This window comes from Mesorhizobium sp. ArgA1 (assembly GCF_053714375.1).
In genome coordinates, this window is record NZ_JBSKBQ010000001.1 from 1,024,252 (window position 1) to 1,039,301 (window position 15,050).

17 protein-coding genes are annotated in these 15,050 nt (G+C 64.3%); 13 read left to right on the forward strand and 4 right to left on the reverse strand.

Annotated elements, in window-relative coordinates:
* Positions 1-30: 30 nt before the first annotated feature.
* Positions 31-1,047 (forward strand): zinc-binding alcohol dehydrogenase family protein, encoded by a 1,017-nt coding sequence (locus tag ACWGTI_RS04960; RefSeq protein ID WP_454586070.1) that lies wholly within the window; start codon positions 31-33, stop codon positions 1,045-1,047.
* 21 nt (positions 1,048-1,068) lie between these two features.
* On the opposite strand, the gene phnF is transcribed toward ACWGTI_RS04960, so the two are convergent.
* Positions 1,069-1,818 (reverse strand): phosphonate metabolism transcriptional regulator PhnF, encoded by a 750-nt coding sequence (gene phnF / locus ACWGTI_RS04965; protein WP_454586071.1) that lies wholly within the window; start codon positions 1,816-1,818, stop codon positions 1,069-1,071.
* A 118-nt stretch (positions 1,819-1,936) separates the two neighbouring features.
* On the opposite strand from phnF, the gene phnG reads away from it, so the two are divergent.
* The 3 genes from phnG to ACWGTI_RS04980 are packed head-to-tail and all read left to right on the forward strand — an operon-like array spanning position 1,937 to position 4,127.
* Positions 1,937-2,398 carry a phosphonate C-P lyase system protein PhnG gene (gene phnG / locus ACWGTI_RS04970; protein ID WP_454586072.1) on the forward strand — a complete coding sequence of 154 codons (462 nt, stop codon included), beginning with the start codon at positions 1,937-1,939 and terminating at the stop codon, positions 2,396-2,398.
* Positions 2,398-3,009, forward strand: a complete 612-nt coding sequence (gene phnH / locus ACWGTI_RS04975; protein WP_454586073.1) for a phosphonate C-P lyase system protein PhnH — start codon at positions 2,398-2,400, stop codon at positions 3,007-3,009. Before phnG ends, phnH begins: the two co-directional genes overlap by 1 nt.
* Positions 3,010-3,011: 2 nt before the next feature.
* A complete protein-coding gene (locus ACWGTI_RS04980) occupies positions 3,012-4,127 on the forward strand; it encodes a carbon-phosphorus lyase complex subunit PhnI (protein WP_454586074.1) in 1,116 nt (371 codons plus the stop codon).
* A 2-nt stretch (positions 4,128-4,129) separates the two neighbouring features.
* Here the strand turns inward: ACWGTI_RS04980 and ACWGTI_RS04985 are convergent, their stop codons facing one another.
* Positions 4,130-4,327, reverse strand: coding sequence for a hypothetical protein (locus tag ACWGTI_RS04985; protein WP_320217760.1), 198 nt, complete (start codon positions 4,325-4,327; stop codon positions 4,130-4,132).
* A gap of 59 nt (positions 4,328-4,386) precedes the next feature.
* On the opposite strand from ACWGTI_RS04985, the gene ACWGTI_RS04990 reads away from it, so the two are divergent.
* The 9 genes from ACWGTI_RS04990 to phnE (ACWGTI_RS05030) all read left to right on the forward strand — a co-directional run bounded on the left by ACWGTI_RS04990 (position 4,387) and on the right by phnE (ACWGTI_RS05030) (position 12,562).
* On the forward strand, positions 4,387-5,295 hold the full coding sequence (locus tag ACWGTI_RS04990; protein ID WP_454586075.1) for an alpha-D-ribose 1-methylphosphonate 5-phosphate C-P-lyase PhnJ: 909 nt from the start codon (positions 4,387-4,389) through the stop codon (positions 5,293-5,295).
* Positions 5,292-6,068 carry a phosphonate C-P lyase system protein PhnK gene (phnK, locus tag ACWGTI_RS04995; protein WP_454586076.1) on the forward strand — a complete coding sequence of 259 codons (777 nt, stop codon included), beginning with the start codon at positions 5,292-5,294 and terminating at the stop codon, positions 6,066-6,068. The genes ACWGTI_RS04990 and phnK overlap by 4 nt, the downstream gene beginning before the upstream one ends.
* Positions 6,069-6,070: 2 nt before the next feature.
* Positions 6,071-6,778 carry a phosphonate C-P lyase system protein PhnL gene (phnL, locus tag ACWGTI_RS05000; protein ID WP_454586077.1) on the forward strand — a complete coding sequence of 236 codons (708 nt, stop codon included), beginning with the start codon at positions 6,071-6,073 and terminating at the stop codon, positions 6,776-6,778.
* Complete coding sequence (locus ACWGTI_RS05005; protein ID WP_454586078.1) at positions 6,775-7,392, forward strand: DapH/DapD/GlmU-related protein; 618 nt, start codon at positions 6,775-6,777, stop codon at positions 7,390-7,392. The genes phnL and ACWGTI_RS05005 overlap by 4 nt, the downstream gene beginning before the upstream one ends.
* Positions 7,393-7,480: 88 nt before the next feature.
* Positions 7,481-8,191 carry a DUF1868 domain-containing protein gene (locus tag ACWGTI_RS05010; RefSeq protein WP_454586079.1) on the forward strand — a complete coding sequence of 237 codons (711 nt, stop codon included), beginning with the start codon at positions 7,481-7,483 and terminating at the stop codon, positions 8,189-8,191.
* Positions 8,192-8,331: 140 nt separating this feature from the next.
* Positions 8,332-9,180 (forward strand): phosphonate ABC transporter ATP-binding protein, encoded by an 849-nt coding sequence (gene phnC / locus ACWGTI_RS05015; protein WP_454586080.1) that lies wholly within the window; start codon positions 8,332-8,334, stop codon positions 9,178-9,180.
* Positions 9,181-9,268: 88 nt separating this feature from the next.
* The gene (gene phnD, locus ACWGTI_RS05020; RefSeq protein ID WP_454586081.1) at positions 9,269-10,177 is read left to right on the forward strand and encodes a phosphonate ABC transporter substrate-binding protein; all 909 of its coding nucleotides are present in this window, start codon (positions 9,269-9,271) and stop codon (positions 10,175-10,177) included.
* Between the two features lie 58 nt (positions 10,178-10,235).
* On the forward strand, positions 10,236-11,192 hold the full coding sequence (gene phnE / locus ACWGTI_RS05025) for a phosphonate ABC transporter, permease protein PhnE (RefSeq protein WP_454586082.1): 957 nt from the start codon (positions 10,236-10,238) through the stop codon (positions 11,190-11,192).
* A 2-nt stretch (positions 11,193-11,194) separates the two neighbouring features.
* On the forward strand, positions 11,195-12,562 hold the full coding sequence (phnE, locus tag ACWGTI_RS05030; RefSeq protein WP_454586083.1) for a phosphonate ABC transporter, permease protein PhnE: 1,368 nt from the start codon (positions 11,195-11,197) through the stop codon (positions 12,560-12,562).
* Between the two features lie 229 nt (positions 12,563-12,791).
* Here phnE (ACWGTI_RS05030) and ACWGTI_RS05035 read toward each other — a convergent pair whose 3' ends face one another.
* Both ACWGTI_RS05035 and ACWGTI_RS05040 read right to left on the reverse strand, forming a co-directional pair.
* Complete coding sequence (locus tag ACWGTI_RS05035; RefSeq protein ID WP_454586084.1) at positions 12,792-13,643, reverse strand: sugar phosphate isomerase/epimerase family protein; 852 nt, start codon at positions 13,641-13,643, stop codon at positions 12,792-12,794.
* A gap of 98 nt (positions 13,644-13,741) precedes the next feature.
* Entirely contained in the window at positions 13,742-14,929 is a 1,188-nt protein-coding gene (locus ACWGTI_RS05040; RefSeq protein ID WP_454586085.1) for a Gfo/Idh/MocA family protein, read from the reverse strand.
* Positions 14,930-15,050: the final 121 nt, after the last annotated feature.

Sequence of the window (15,050 nt, forward strand, 5' to 3'; positions counted from 1 at the left end):
CGGCGCCCTTTTGAACACTGGAATTGCTGAATGAAAGCCGTTATCTGCCGCTCGCCCGGCGATCTTGTCCTGGAAGATCGCGCCGCACCCGGCGCGCCGCCTGCGGGTTGGGCGCTGGTCGCGGTCAGCCATGTCGGCATATGCGGCACGGACTACCACATCTTCGAGGGCAAGCACCCGTTCCTCGCCTACCCCCGCATCATGGGCCACGAGGTGTCGGGCACCGTCGTCGAGGCCGGCGAAGGCGTTGATCTGGCCATCGGTGAACCGGTCGTCATCAACCCCTATCTCGCGTGCGGCAAATGCATCGCCTGCCGGCACGGCAAGCCCAATTGCTGCGTCAAGATCGAGGTGCTCGGCGTCCATCGTGACGGCGCCATGGCCGAGCAAATTCTTGTCCCGGCACAAAATCTCTATCCGACCAACGGCCTGTCGTTGGCGGACGCCGCCGCTGTCGAATTCCTCGCCATCGGCGCGCATGCCGTTCGCCGCGCCCGCGCCGAACCGGACGCCCGCACGCTGGTGATCGGCGCCGGCCCGATCGGGCTCGGCACGGCCATCTTCGCCGGTATCGCCGGGCTCGACGTCAGCCTGCTCGACATGAGCAGCGAGCGGCTGAGTTTTGCTCAAGCCGAACTCGGATTCGCCATCCTCGATGTTTCGAAAAAAAACGCCGCTGAGTTGGTTCGCGAGGCAACCGGCGGCGAGGGTTTCGACGTCGTCTTCGACGCCACCGGAAACACCGCCTCGGTGCAGTCCGCCTTTGCCCACGTCGCGCATGGCGGCACGCTGGTGTTGGTCAGCGTCGTCAAGGACGACATCGTCTTTTCCGATCCGGAATTCCACAAGCGCGAGATGACGCTGGTCGGCAGCCGCAACGCGCTGAGCGCCGACTTCGACCATGTCGCCGCCTCGATCCGCAACGGTGCCGTGCCTCTGGCCAAACTCGTCACCCATCGCACCACGCTCGCCGGCACGCCGCGCGATCTGGCTCGCTGGGCGCATGAGAAATCCGGCCTGATCAAGGCGGTGATCGAGGTGGGATAGCTTACCGTCTCGAGCCCTTGGTCACAGTGCCGACAGCTTCAACTCCACCCGCTCGGCCGGAAACCGCGTTTCGGCAAACTGGATCGGCTGACCGTCCGGCGTGACATTGACAGCGGTGGCGACCAGCACGATGGCGCCCGGCTGCAGATCGAGATCGGCGAGGTCGGCGGCATCGGCGTGGCGCGCGGACAGAACAGTCGACTGCCGGAGATAATCGTCGATGCCGAAGCGCTTGAGCGAAGCGGTGATGGATCCTGTCTCGGCCATCGCCTTCTCGATGCCGGCGAAACGCTTTGCTTCGTACCAGCTGGCAGCGCGCGACACCGGCCGTCCATCGGCTTCGCCGCGCGTCTCCAGCCGGATCACCTCGATGCCCCTGGCAAGGCCAAGCCCCTCGGCGACGCGCTGGCTGGCCGGCTCGACCACTGATGTAAGCAGCACGATATGCCGTTCCGACGTCTGTCCTTGCAGGCCCGTCGAAAACCGCGTCCGCGCGCCGATCGGATAGGACAGCCGTTTGCGCGACAGCACAAATGTGCCGCGTCCCTGTTCGGCTCGAAGCACGCCGTCCTGCACCAAGGCTGATATGGCGCTGCGCACCGTGTGACGATTGACGCCGTAGCGTTCGGCCAACGCCACCTCCGGCGGCAGCACGGCATTCTCGGCAAAGTCGCCAGCGGCAATCGAATGCAGGATCTGGTCGGCGATCTGCCGCCACAGCGAGACCCCGCTGCGCCGTTCAATACTGCTCACCATCTTATGCCCGGCCATTCTTGCCCCCGATCACGCCCTGTCATTCACCCGTCATGGACACGGGTTAGATAATAGGTATAATTTGTATAGTTGTCTATATCACTAGACAAATTTTGCATAGTCAGGGAGTTGCTGCATGCGAGGACAGGAAGCGCGCGACCGGGCCGAGCGCAAAGCCGTCATGGCGACGCTGGCGCAGGCCAGCGGCGGCGATATCGCCCGGCTCTGGAACGAGGCCGGCCTGACCTCGGAAGCCGAGCTTCTGCGCGGACCGGAAACCGGCCTGGTCACCGTGCGCGGCCGCATCGGCGGTGGCGGCGCGCCCTTCAATGTCGGCGAGGCGACGGTCACCCGCGCCACCGTGCGGCTGCCGAGCGGGCAGGTCGGCCACAGCTACATGCTCGGCCGCGACCGGAAGAAGGCGAAGCTGGCGGCGATCGTCGACGCGCTCTGGCAGGACCCTGCGCAGCGCCAGACGGTCGAGACCGCCCTGGTCGCGCCGCTGCGGGCGGCCCAGACCGAGGCGCGCGAAAAACGCCGCGCCGAGACGGCGGCTACGAAAGTGGATTTCTTCACCATGGTGCGCGGAGAAGACTGATGGATATCGCAGCCCAATCGATCGACGGCGGTTTCGCCGATCCTGTGTTCAACGCCCAGACCGTCTTCCGCGCGGTCATGGACGCCATGGCGCGACCGGGCAGCGTGCAGCCTTTGCCGGCCTTCACCCTGCCGCCGGCGCCGCTGTCGGCGACCGCCGGCGCCATCGCGCTGGCGCTGTGCGACAACGATACCCCACTCTGGCTCGACCCTGCTCTGCAGGGGTCCGCGGCGGTGAAATCCTGGCTTGGCTTCCACACCGGCGCGCCGCTCGCCAACACGCCAGCCGATGCGCATTTCGCTGTGATCGCCAACCCTGCGGAGATGGCAGCCCTCGACGGTTTCTCGCAGGGCACGCAGGACTATCCCGATCGCTCGACGACATTGATCCTGCGGGTCAGCGACCTCACCTCCGGCGCCCCGCTGCTGCTCGAAGGTCCCGGCATCGAAACCAGCGCGACCATCGCGCCGGCGCAGATGCCGCGGCATTTCGTCGAACAGTGGAAGCAGAACATCGGGCGCTTTCCGCGCGGCGTCGACATCATTCTGGCAGCGCCCGACGGCGTCGCCTGCCTGCCGCGAACGACGCGCATCAAGACGATGGAGGCGTAAAAATGTATGTCGCGGTAAAAGGCGGTGAGGCCGCTATCGCCAATGCCCACAGCCTGCTCGCTGACCGCCGGCGCGGCGACCGTTCGGTCCCGGCACTGCGCCTCGACCAGATCGTCGAGCAGTTGGCGCTCGGCGTCGACCGGGTGATGAGCGAAGGCTCGCTCTATGATCGCGAGTTGGCCGCACTCGCCATCGTCCAGGCGCGCGGCGACATGATCGAGGCGATCTTTCTGGTGCGTGCCTACCGCACCACGTTGCCGCGCTTCGGCTACGGCAATCCCATCGACACCGGCGCCATGCTGGTCGAGCGGCGCGTGTCGGCAACCTACAAGGACCTGCCCGGTGGCCAGTTGCTTGGGCCCACCTTCGACTACACGCACCGGCTGCTCGACCCCGAGCTTGCCGCCGGCGCCGAAGTCGCCGAACCTTTGCAACGCGCCGGCGAGGCGGAGGCGATGCCGCGTGTCTCGGCGATCCTCGCCCGCGAAGGCTTGATCGAGCCGGATGGAGAGATGCCTGGGGATCATGTCCCCGGCGACATCACCCGCGAGCCACTGGAATTTCCGATGGCGCGCGACATCCGGCTGCAGGCGCTGTCACGTGGCGACGAAGGGTTCCTGCTGGCGCTCGGCTATTCCACCCAGCGCGGCTATGCCCGCAACCACCCCTTTGTCGGCGAGGTCCGTATCGGCGAGGTCGAGTTGGAGCTCGACGTGCCGGAGCTGCCTTTCGCCGTGCCGCTCGGCAGCGTTCGCGTCACCGAATGCCAGATGGTCAACCAGTTCAAGGGTTCGGCCAAGGCGCCGCCGCAATTCACCCGCGGCTATGGCCTGGTCTTCGGCCAGAGCGAGCGCAAGGCGATGGCCATGGCGCTCTGCGACCGCGCGTTGCGGGCAACCGAACTCGGCGAGGATGTCGTGGCCGCCGCGCAGGACGAGGAATTTGTCATCTCACACTCCGACAATGTCCAGGCGACCGGCTTCGTCGAACATTTGAAACTGCCGCACTATGTCGACTTCCAGGCCGAGCTCGATTTGGTGCGCCGCATGCGCGCCGAATACGAGGCGCGGGAAAATGCGGATAGGGCGGCCGAGGACAAGCGGGAGGCGGCGGAATGATTTCAGCCGTCTCCGCTGCCACCATGACCAGCGCTGTGGTGGCCATTCAGCGCCTCGTTCCACTCTTTGCTGCCAGTGATAGCCTCACCACTCGCGCTTTCCTTTGGCGCGGGGAGAAACATCTTCCGCAGCGCGAAGGCCGCAACTGCGGCGAACACCAGCAACAGCACGCCAACATGCATCCAACCGGTCGAGTCCATCAGGGTCTTCTCCCGCGTCCTGGATGCCAAATCCATACCACAGAGCGGACGTGATCGCCATGACCGACATCGCCACCTACAACTTCGCCTATCTCGACGAGCAGACCAAAAGGATGATCCGCCGGGCGATCCTGAAGGGCATCGCCATCCCCGGCTATCAGGTGCCGTTCGCGTCGCGCGAAATGCCGATGCCCTATGGCTGGGGCACCGGCGGCGTGCAGGTCACCGCCTCGATCATCGGCCCTGACGATGTGCTGAAGGTCATCGACCAGGGCGCCGACGACACCACCAATGCGGTCTCGATCCGCGCCTTCTTCAAAAAGGTCGCCAATGTCGCCGTCACCACCGACACGGCGACCGCCACGATCATCCAGACCCGCCACCGCATCCCCGAGCATCCGCTCAGCGCCGGCCAGGTGCTGGTCTATCAGGTGCCGATCCCCGAGCCGCTGCGCTTCCTCGAACCGCGCGAGACCGAGACGCGCAAGATGCATGCGCTGGAGGAATATGGCCTCATGCATGTGAAGCTCTACGAGGATATCGCCAAACACGGCCGCATCGCCACCACCTATGCCTATCCGGTCAAGGTCGAGGGCCGCTATGTCATGGACCCGTCGCCGACGCCGAAGTTCGACAATCCCAAGATGCACCGCTCGCCGGCCTTGCAATTGTTCGGCGCCGGTCGCGAAAAGCGCATCTATGCCGTGCCGCCCTTCACCGATGTCGTCAGCCTCGACTTCGAGGATCATCCGTTCGAGGTCCAGACCTTCGACCAGCCCTGCGCGCTGTGCGCGGCCGAGAATGTCTATCTCGACGAGGTCATCCTCGACGACCATGGCGGCCACATGTTCGTCTGCTCCGACACCGATCATTGCGAGAAGCGGCGCGCTGACGGCCATCGCGGCCATCTTGCCCCGGAAATCTCGGAAACCCATTCTACCCCGGAAAAATTGGAGCCGGCGCAATGACCGACGAACCGCTGCTGCGCGTCTCGGCGCTGTCCAAATTCTACGGCTCGCGCGTCGGCTGCGAGAACGTTACCTTCGATCTTTGGCCAGGCGAAGTCCTGGCTGTCGTCGGCGAGTCCGGCTCGGGCAAGACGACGCTGCTCAACTGCCTGTCGACACGGATGTTGCCTTCCTCCGGCACCGCCAGCTACCGCATGCGCGACGGCCAGTTCCGCGAGCTCTACCGCATGAGCGAGGCCGAGCGCCGCTTCCTGATGCGCACCGACTGGGGGTTCGTCCACCAGAACCCGGCCGACGGCCTGCGCATGACGGTATCGGCCGGCGCCAATGTCGGCGAGCGGCTGATGGCGGTCGGCGATCGCCATTATGGAAAAATCCGCGCCACCGCCGTCGACTGGCTGTCGCGCGTCGAGATCGACGAGGACCGCATCGACGACGAGCCGCGCGCCTTTTCCGGCGGCATGCGCCAGCGCCTGCAGATCGCCCGCAACCTGGTGACCGGGCCGAGGCTGGTGTTCATGGACGAGCCGACCGGCGGCCTCGACGTCTCTGTGCAGGCGCGCCTGCTCGATCTGCTGCGCGGACTGGTCACCGATCTCGGCCTCGCCGCCATCGTCGTCACCCATGACCTCGCGGTGGCCAGGCTTCTGTCGCAGCGCATGATGGTGATGAAGGACGGCCGCGTCGTTGAAAGCGGTCTCACCGACCGCGTACTCGACGATCCGCGCGCGCCTTACACGCAGCTTCTCGTTTCTTCCATTCTACAGGTGTGACCATGCCGACGCCCCTCGTTGTTTCCGACGTCGCCAAGAGCTTCACCATGCATCTGCGCGACGGCATTAAGTTGCCTGTCGTCGCCGGTGTCTCCTTCTCGATCAAGGCGGGCGAATGCACCGTGCTCGGCGGCCCGTCCGGCGCCGGTAAGAGCTCGATCCTCAAGATGCTCTACGGCAATTATGCCGTCGACGAGGGCCAGATCATCGTCCAGCACAAGGACAGCCTGATCGATCTCGCCAACGCCAGTCCGCGCACGGTGCTTGCCGTGCGCCGGCAAACGATCGGCTATGTCAGCCAGTTCCTGCGCACCGTGCCGCGCGTTTCGGCCCTCGATGTCGTCGCCGAACCATTGGTCGAGCGCGGCGCGGAACGCGAGGCAGCCAGAGCCAAGGCACGCGCCTTGCTGGCGCAGCTCAACCTGCCGGAAAAACTCTGGGCGCTGCCGCCGGCGACCTTCTCCGGCGGCGAGCAGCAGCGCGTCAACATCGCGCGCGGCTTCATCACCGAGCACCCGATCCTGCTGCTCGACGAGCCGACCGCATCGCTCGATGCCACCAACCGCGACGTGGTGATCGAACTCATCGCCACCAAGAAGGCGGCTGATGTCGCCCTGCTCGGCATCTTCCATGACCACGATGTGCGCGAGGCGGTTGCCGACCGCATCATCGACGTCACCGCTTTCGCTCCGGGAAAAATCGCGGCATGACGAGAAAACTGTCGGAAACGCCGCTGATCCATCCGACGGCGGAGGTCGAGAATTCGACGCTCGGCCGCTGGACCGAGATCGCCGACCGCAGCCGGGTCTCGGAGAGCATTCTCGGCGACTATTCCTACATGATGCAGGATTGCGCCGTCTGGTGCGCAACCATCGGCAAGTTCTCCAACATCGCAGCCGCCGTGCGCATCAACGCCACCAACCACCCGACATGGCGGCCGACGCTTCATCACTTCACCTATCGCGCCTCCGACTATTGGGACGACGCCGAGCACGAGAGCGAATTCTTCGCCCAGCGCCGCGCCAGGCGCGTCGCCATCGGCCATGACACCTGGCTCGGCCACGGCTCGACCATCCTGCCCGGCGTCACCGTCGGCGACGGCGCCGCGGTCGGCGCCGGCGCGGTCGTGTCGAAGGATGTCGCGCCCTACACCATCGTCGGCGGCGTGCCGGCAAAACCGATCCGCGAGCGCTTCGACCGCCGCACCGCCGAGCGCTACCAGGCGCTCGCCTGGTGGGATTGGGACCACGCCCGCCTGCGCGCCGCGCTCGACGATTTCCGCGAGCTCGAGGCGGAAGCCTTCCTGGACAAGTACGGCGCGTAGCCCATCACATTGTCGTCATAAGACCAGCCCGATTCACATCTCTGACACAGGAGTCGGACAGGAGGCGGTGTTCCCTTTGGAGATCGCAATGCCCCAAACTATCAGACCCTCGCTCGCCGGCTATTTCGAAGGAACCAACCCCAAACCACCGGTGCATCTCGGCACCCGCTACGACACGTCAGGCAATTTCCTGCCCGAACCCGGCAACACGGTCGTCAGCCATCTCGTGAACGGCTCACCGTCCGAAGCGGTGGTCATCGAGGTGCGCGAGCGCATGCTTGCCATGCCCGACGCCGATCGCCTCGCCTTCACGCCCATATCCAGCCTGCACATGACGCTGTTCCAAGGCATCATCGAATATCGCCGCCGCCTGCCCTACTGGCCGCAGGACGTGCCGCTCGACACCAGCATCGAGGACATGACCAACCTCTATCTGGAACGCTTGAAAGGCTTCGAGGGCCTCGCCCCGTTCAACATAAAAGTGATAGAGGTCGTGCCGACCGGTCTCACCGTTGCCGGTGCGACCGATGACGATGTGCGCGCCATGAGCGCATGGCGCGACGCGCTGTCGGTGCCGTTCGGCTATCGCCATCCCGATCACGACAGCTATGCCTTCCACATCACCTTTGCCTACCAGATCCGCCGTCTTGCCGACGACAGGGCGGCCGCATGGCAGGATCTGTTCGAAGACTGTCTCGCTCGGTTCTCCCGGCAGGCCCCGGTGATCGAACTCAAGGCCCCGGCATTCTGCAGCTTCAGGGACATGAAGCATTTCGAGGAGCTGCTGGTGCTGGGCTGACCATTGCGCACCAGTCACCCGTCGCCTACGGGCCTGTGGGTGGTAACAAAACTGACATCAATCCGACACCGCAGGTTCATGCGGCTGCGCTAGCGAGGGTTAACGGACCTTCAAACTGCGACTGGACTGGAAGCTACGCCATGTCAGCAACCCTCGAAATCCGCGGCGTCTCCCGCCGATTTGGCAAGAACACCGCCGTCAGCGCCATCGACCTGTCGATTCCGCAGGGTCAGATGGTCGGAATCATCGGCCGTTCCGGCGCCGGCAAATCCACCCTTCTTCGCATGATCAACCGTCTCATCGACCCCAGCCAGGGGTCGATTTTTTTTGACGGCGCCGAGGTTTCCCGGCTGCGCGGCTCGCCGCTTCGGCGCTGGCAGCGCGACTGCGCCATGATCTTCCAGCAGTTCAATCTTGTGCCGCGCCTCGATGTGCTGACCAATGTTCTGCTCGGTCGGCTCAATCATCGCTCGACCTTCTCCAACCTGCTTGGCATGTTTACCCGCGCCGAATGCGCCGAAGCGATCGCAGCGCTTGAACGTCTCGACATTGCCCGCACCGCATTGCAGCCGGCCGGCACGCTGTCCGGCGGCCAGCAGCAGCGCGTCGCCATTGCCCGCGCCATGATGCAGCAGCCCAAGGTGCTGCTCGCCGACGAGCCGATCGCTTCGCTCGACCCGCTCAACGCCAAGGTGGTGATGGACTCTTTGCAGGACATCAATCTGCGCGAAGGCATCACCGTCGTCACCAATCTGCACACGCTGGACACCGCCCGCACCTATTGCAACCGTATCATCGGCATGGCGGCCGGCAAGATCGTCTTCGACGGCCCGCCGGAAGCACTCAACCGCGAAGCCGTACGCCAGGTCTATGGCGCCGACGCCAATGGCGCCGAGATCTCCGAGGCCATCACCTCAACCAGCATCGCTTACAAGCAAAAGATCGAAGCATCCGCCAGCCCGCTCGAACCCGCATTCCCGGGTTACTGAGCGGCTGGGATCGCCGGCCCGCGTCAAGGGCATCTGTCAAAATCAAGAACGCTGCCGGCGCGGGGCCGGAATCTACAGGAGAGATAAAATGTTCAGGAAGATGGTTTTCAGCGCCGTTTCGGTGCTCGCCATGGCCACCAGTGCCGCTCATGCGGCCGACATGAAGGAATTCCGCGTCGGCATCCTCGGCGGCGAGAACGAGACCGACCGCCTGCGCAACTACCAGTGCCTGGCCGACCATCTGAAGACCGAATTCGGCTTCGAAAAAGTGTCGTTGTTCCCGGCCGCCGACTATGACGGCGTCATCCAGGGCTTGCTCGGCGGCACGCTCGACTTCGCCGAACTCGGCGCTTCCGGTTATGCCAGCGTTTACATCAAGGATCCGAAGGCGGTCACCCCGATCCTCACCACCCAGCAGACCGACGGCGCCACCGGCTATTATTCGATCGGCCTGGCGCTGAAATCCTCCGGCATCACCGACATCAAGTCGGCCAAGGGCAAGAAGCTCGGCTACGCCGATCCGGATTCGACCTCGGGCTACCTGATCCCTCTGACCCAGATCCCGAAAGACACCGGCGCTTCGAATGAAACCTTCTTCGCCTCGACCCAGTTCAATGGCGGCCATGAGAACAACGTGCTTGCCGTCCGCGATGGCAAGGTCGACGTGGCCGTCGACGATTCCTCGGGCATCGGCGACTTCAAGAACGGCTACACCTCCGGCACCTTCCACAAGGAAGTTGCCAAGGGCGCCGTCGACCCCAACGACTTCGTCGAAGTCTGGCGCTCGGGCCTGATCCCGAACGGCCCGCTGGTCGTTCGCACCGCGCTCGGCGACGAGATGACCGCCAAGCTCACCGCCTTCTTCACCGACCTGCCGAAGAAGGACAAGGCCTGCTTCGAGGGCGTCGAAGGCGGCGACTTCACCGGCTACGTTCCGGTCAAGCCGGACTTCTACAGCGTCATCGTCGAAGCCCGCAAAGCTGCTATCGGCGGCTGACGGCAAAATCGAAAAGGGCGGCGTTGCCAAGCGCCGCCCTTTTTGCATGTCCACGATCATGACCATCTCAGCCACAGTCCGCTCTGACACGACCTTGCAGGTAGCCAGTGCCTGGCGCCGCCAGCTCTCGTTGCGGCGGCTTTACACCCTCCTCGGCATCGCCCTGCTGCTGGCCGCGACGCTTTCCAGCATGTGGTTCGCCGACGAGGCCAATGCCGGTCACTTCTTCGACCGGCTGCCGCATATTCTCGATTTCCTGAGCTGGCTGATCCCCAAGGACTGGAACGATGTCTGGCGGGCGCTGTTCGACATCGCCTCGCCCAATGACAAGGGTACGCAGGAATACAACTTCCCGCTCGGCCGCGTCTATGTCTGGGGCAGCTTCTACATCCCCGAATATTTCGAGCTGATGCTGACCACTGTGAACGTGGCGCTGGTCTCGACCTTCATCGGCTTCATTTTTGCCGTGCCGTTCTCCTTCATCGCCGCACGCAATTTGACGCCGCATCCGGCGTTGCGCCTCGTCGTCAAGCGCTTCATGGAATTGCTGCGCGCCTTTCCGGAGATCGTCATTGCCGGCCTGTTCGCGGCCATCGTTTCGACCGGTCCGATCGCCGCCATCATTGCCATCGGCCTGCATTCGATCGGCGCGCTCGGCAAGCTGTTCTACGAGATCAACGAGAACATCGACATGCGCGCCGAGGAAGGCCTGAGGGCCGTCGGCGCCAACTGGTTCGAGCGGGTGCGCTTTGCCGACCTGCCGCAGGTACTGCCCAATTTCATGTCCTACACACTGCTGCGCGTCGAGATCAATGTGCGCGCGTCGACCATCATCGGCGCCGTCGGCGGCGGCGGCATCGGCGAGGAATTGAAGCTATCGATCTCGCGGGGTTTCGGCGCCAAGACGCTGGCGCTGGTGCTGCTGCTGTTCACGACGATCTTCATCGTCGACCAGTTCTCCGCCTGGCTGCGCCGCAAGCTTGTCGGCGAGCAGGCTTTTCTGATGAGCGCCTAATCATGGCAACGATGACCGCCGAGCAAATATCGTCCATCGAGGAGCGCTATCCCCAGGTGTTCCCGCGGCCGGCCTACAAGCGCTTTGGGCCGCTGTTCCTGTTCGCCGGGATCGTGCTCTACCTCGGCTACGCCTTGTGGTTCTTCAACCTGCCGCAGGTGATGAGGGACTCGCATTGGGAGCGCTTGCCGCTCTTCCTGTCGCAGTGGATCAGCTACGACCTGCAGCCCGAATTCCGCCTCGACCAGCCCGAGATCACGCCGAAATATCCGCGCTTCTCAGCACTCGGCGACAATCCCAATCCCGACTGGGTCGTCAAGAATGCGGACGGCACATTCACCGTCCTGATCGACGGTCCGGCCAAGTCCGTCACCTTCGACAAGACCAGGGCGACGATCACGGCCTTTGGCGAGACCGTGCCGGTCGCGCTGACCAGCGGCAAGCCGGTGATTTCGGGCCCGGTGCCCGGCTGGATCACCGCGCATGATGACGAGATCGTCGCCAAAATGGGCTTCGTCGGCGAGGTGCGCGTCACCGTCGACCGCGTCAAGGTTCGCAGGCGTTTCCTCGGCTGGGCGAATTTCGTTTTCGACACGCGCTCGCCCTTCTTCGGCAAATCGGCCGGTGAAGTGATCTCGCTGATCTGGTCCGGACCGGAACTGAAGCCCGGCACCTCGAACCTCGCGCTGGCCGGCGACAACATCTGGAACAATGCGCAGTGGCAGCACGGCGATGTCTGGACGAAACTCTTGCAGACCATCGTCATGGCGTTTCTCGGCACGCTGCTCGGCGGCGTCGTCGCCTTCCCGCTCGCCTTCTTCGCCGCCCGCAACATCACACCGAGCGGATTGCTCGGCCAGGTGCTCAAGCGCTTCTTCGACTTCATGCGCTCGGTCGACATGCTGATCTGGGCGCTGTTCTTCACCCGCGCCTTCGGCCCGGGGCCGCTGGCCGGCAGCGCCGCGATCTTCTTCACCGAGATCGGCACGCTCGGCAAAACCTATTCGGAAAGCCTGGAGAACATCGACGACAAGCCGCGCGAGGGCATCAAGTCGACCGGCGCCAACGGCTTGCTGGTGCAGCGCTATGGCGTGATGCCGGAAGTGATCCCGGTCTTCATCAGCCAGACGCTCTACCAGTGGGAATCCAACACCAGAGGCGCCACCATCATCGGCGCCGTCGGCGCCGGCGGCATCGGCCTGAAACTCTGGGAAGCGATGCGCACCAACTCCAACTGGGCCAACGTCTTCTACATGGTGCTTTTGACGCTGCTTGTGGTGTTCATCTTCGACAACATCTCGAATTTCCTACGCCGCAGGTTGAGCCGCACGATCCATGATTACAACAGGATCCAGGCCGAGCAGGGGTAGCTGGAGTAGGCTGCGCTTGGCGTCGGTCCACCGCGGCTTCGTCATCCACGGGCGAAGCAAGGAGCGAAGCGACGCAGCGCAGACCCGAGGATCCATTCCGTTACCTGAGCCGTAGAACGCAACGGTACAGAATTCTGCATCGCTGCGGCGCTCGAACGTCACGGAATGGATCCTCGGGTCTCCGCGTCCGCTTCGCTCCCGCTCCGCCCGTGGATGACGAAGTGAACGGCTAAGCCGCCTTCTTCCACCCATCCCGGATATGCCTGTACCCCTCCCGATAAACCGCCTCGGGCGTCTCGGCAAAATCCCGCCACACCTTGGTCGCCGCCGCCAAATCCCTGAGCGAACGCCCGAACGCCTCGATAGTCAGCCAGTCGTCGTAGCCGCTCTTGCGGATGGCGGAGAATGTCTCTTTCCACGGAATGTTGCCGCGCCCAGGCACGCCGCGATCATTCTCGGAAATGTGGACATGCACGACATTCCGGCGGTGCTTGGTATAGGCACCGATCGGGTCGGCCTCCTCGATATTGGCGTGGAAAGTGTCGTACATCGCCTTGATGTGCGGCCGGTCGATGGCGTCGACGTGCTCGGAGAGGTCGGCCATCGTGTTGAGCAAATAACATTCGAAGCGGTTGAGCGCCTCCAACCCGATGGTGACACCTCGCTTGCCGGCATGGTCGCCAATCGCGCGTTGCGAGGCGACCGAGCGCTTCTTCTCGGCCGCCGTCGGCCCGCTGCCGGAAAATGCGCCAAGCGTCGAATGCAGCGGCCCGCTTAGCCTGTCGGCACCGAGCGCCACGCTGCAGTCGATCGCCCATTTCATATAGCCTATGCCGGCCTTGCGGATTACGGCATCCGGAGAGATCAAATTCATCGCCGGATCGCCCATTGCTGTGACAGCCGTGCGCTCCAGACCGATGCGGTCGAGCAACTCGCCGAGCCTCTTGTAGTCGTCAGGCACACCGGCAAAGACTGGGATCTCGACGCCGTCGAAGCCCGTCGCCTTGATGTCGCGCAGCAGCGCCTCGTGCTTCTTCGAGACGCTGGTCGTCCACAAGAACATGCACATGCCGATTTTCATCGACACCCCTCCCCATTTGACGGCGCGCCGGCTGTTGCCGCCGGCTTTGCGCCATGCCCCTTATCCGGCCGCTTCGCCGTCGTTGACCGGCGGCGCGGTTAAAGTTTCGTCCACGCCCCATTCTTCTTCGACGACTTCACGCAGGCTTCGATGAACGCCATGCCTTCGACGCCGTCCTCGATGGTCGGAAACACGACCTCCTTGCCCGGCTGGCCACCCTTCTTGCGGGCCGCACGGATCGCCCGCGCCGCTTCCTGGTAGATGTTGGCGAAGCCTTCGAGATAGCCTTCCGGATGTCCCGACGGCACGCGGCTGACGCGTCCGGCGACCGGCAGCGCGCCGGCGCCGTTGCGCGTGAGCAGCTGCTTGGGCTGGCCGAACGGCGTGTACCAGAGATAGTTCGGATCGGCCTGCACCCATTCCAGCCCACCCTTGGAACCATAGATGCGCAGCTTCAGCCCGTTCTCATGGCCGGGCGCCACCTGGCTAGCCCAGATCAAGCCCTTGGCCGGATGCGTCTTGCCGACCGGCTTGAAGCGCAGCATCACGTTGACATTGTCGTCGAGCTGTCGCCCCGGCACGAAGGCATCGAGATCGGCCGACAGGGAATCGAGTTCCAGTCCCGAGACGAAGCGCGCCAGATTGTAGGCATGCGTGCCGATATCGCCGAGCGCACCGCCGGCGCCCGCCTGTTTCGGATCGGAGCGCCACGCCGCCTGCTTCTGGCCAGTGGCGGCAAGGTCTTCGGTCAGCCAGTCCTGCGGGTACTCCGACTGCACGATGCGGATGTCGCCAAGCTGCCCCTTGGCCACCATCTCGCGCGCCTGCCGGATCATCGGATAGGCAGTGTAATTGTGCGTCAGCACGAACACCTTGCCGGTCTTCTCGACGATCGCCGCGAGTTTCTTCGCCTCGGCCAAAGTCGTCGCCAGCGGCTTGTCGCAGATGACATGAATGCCGGCCTCGAGAAAGGCCTTGGCCGCCGGCACATGCACATTGTTGGGCGTTACGATGGCGACTGCCTCGATGCCGTCGGGACGTTTCGCCTCGGCCTTGGCCATCTCGGCATAGGAGGCATAGGAGCGCGCCGGATCGAGACCGAGTTCGGCGGCGGAAGCCTTGGCACGCTCGGGATTGGCCGACAGCGCGCCAGCCACCAGAACGAAGTCATTGTCCATGCGCGCCGCGATCCGGTGCACCGCGCCGATGAAGGCGCCCTGACCGCCACCAACCATGCCATAGCGGATCGGGCCGCCTCCTGCTTCCGACTTCGATGCGCCGACCATTTTTCTCTCCTCGTAGTTTGCCTCCCCTCGAGGGGAGGTCGATCCGCGCAGCGGATCGGGTGGGGTCGCCGGACGTGGAGCTCGGCTTGAACCGACCCCACTCGGCCCGTCGGGCCACCCT

Excerpts from the sequence above, each read along its gene's own strand:
- phnK (WP_454586076.1), top strand. The coding sequence starts at position 5,292 with ATGACCGACGAACCGCTGCTGCGCGTCTCGGCGCTGTCCAAATTCTAC.
- ACWGTI_RS05010 (WP_454586079.1), top strand. The coding sequence starts at position 7,481 with ATGCCCCAAACTATCAGACCCTCGCTCGCCGGCTATTTCGAAGGAACC.
- ACWGTI_RS04990 (WP_454586075.1), top strand. The coding sequence starts at position 4,387 with ATGACCGACATCGCCACCTACAACTTCGCCTATCTCGACGAGCAGACC.
- phnC (WP_454586080.1), top strand. The coding sequence starts at position 8,332 with ATGTCAGCAACCCTCGAAATCCGCGGCGTCTCCCGCCGATTTGGCAAG.
- ACWGTI_RS04980 (WP_454586074.1), top strand. The coding sequence starts at position 3,012 with ATGTATGTCGCGGTAAAAGGCGGTGAGGCCGCTATCGCCAATGCCCAC.
- phnE (WP_454586082.1), top strand. The coding sequence starts at position 10,236 with ATGACCATCTCAGCCACAGTCCGCTCTGACACGACCTTGCAGGTAGCC.
- ACWGTI_RS05005 (WP_454586078.1), top strand. The coding sequence starts at position 6,775 with ATGACGAGAAAACTGTCGGAAACGCCGCTGATCCATCCGACGGCGGAG.
- phnE (WP_454586083.1), top strand. The coding sequence starts at position 11,195 with ATGGCAACGATGACCGCCGAGCAAATATCGTCCATCGAGGAGCGCTAT.
- phnF (WP_454586071.1), bottom strand. The coding sequence starts at position 1,818 with ATGGCCGGGCATAAGATGGTGAGCAGTATTGAACGGCGCAGCGGGGTC.
- phnG (WP_454586072.1), top strand. The coding sequence starts at position 1,937 with ATGCGAGGACAGGAAGCGCGCGACCGGGCCGAGCGCAAAGCCGTCATG.
- phnD (WP_454586081.1), top strand. The coding sequence starts at position 9,269 with ATGTTCAGGAAGATGGTTTTCAGCGCCGTTTCGGTGCTCGCCATGGCC.
- phnH (WP_454586073.1), top strand. The coding sequence starts at position 2,398 with ATGGATATCGCAGCCCAATCGATCGACGGCGGTTTCGCCGATCCTGTG.
- phnL (WP_454586077.1), top strand. The coding sequence starts at position 6,071 with ATGCCGACGCCCCTCGTTGTTTCCGACGTCGCCAAGAGCTTCACCATG.
- ACWGTI_RS04985 (WP_320217760.1), bottom strand. The coding sequence starts at position 4,327 with ATGGACTCGACCGGTTGGATGCATGTTGGCGTGCTGTTGCTGGTGTTC.
- ACWGTI_RS05035 (WP_454586084.1), bottom strand. The coding sequence starts at position 13,643 with ATGAAAATCGGCATGTGCATGTTCTTGTGGACGACCAGCGTCTCGAAG.
- ACWGTI_RS05040 (WP_454586085.1), bottom strand. The coding sequence starts at position 14,929 with ATGGTCGGCGCATCGAAGTCGGAAGCAGGAGGCGGCCCGATCCGCTAT.
- ACWGTI_RS04960 (WP_454586070.1), top strand. The coding sequence starts at position 31 with ATGAAAGCCGTTATCTGCCGCTCGCCCGGCGATCTTGTCCTGGAAGAT.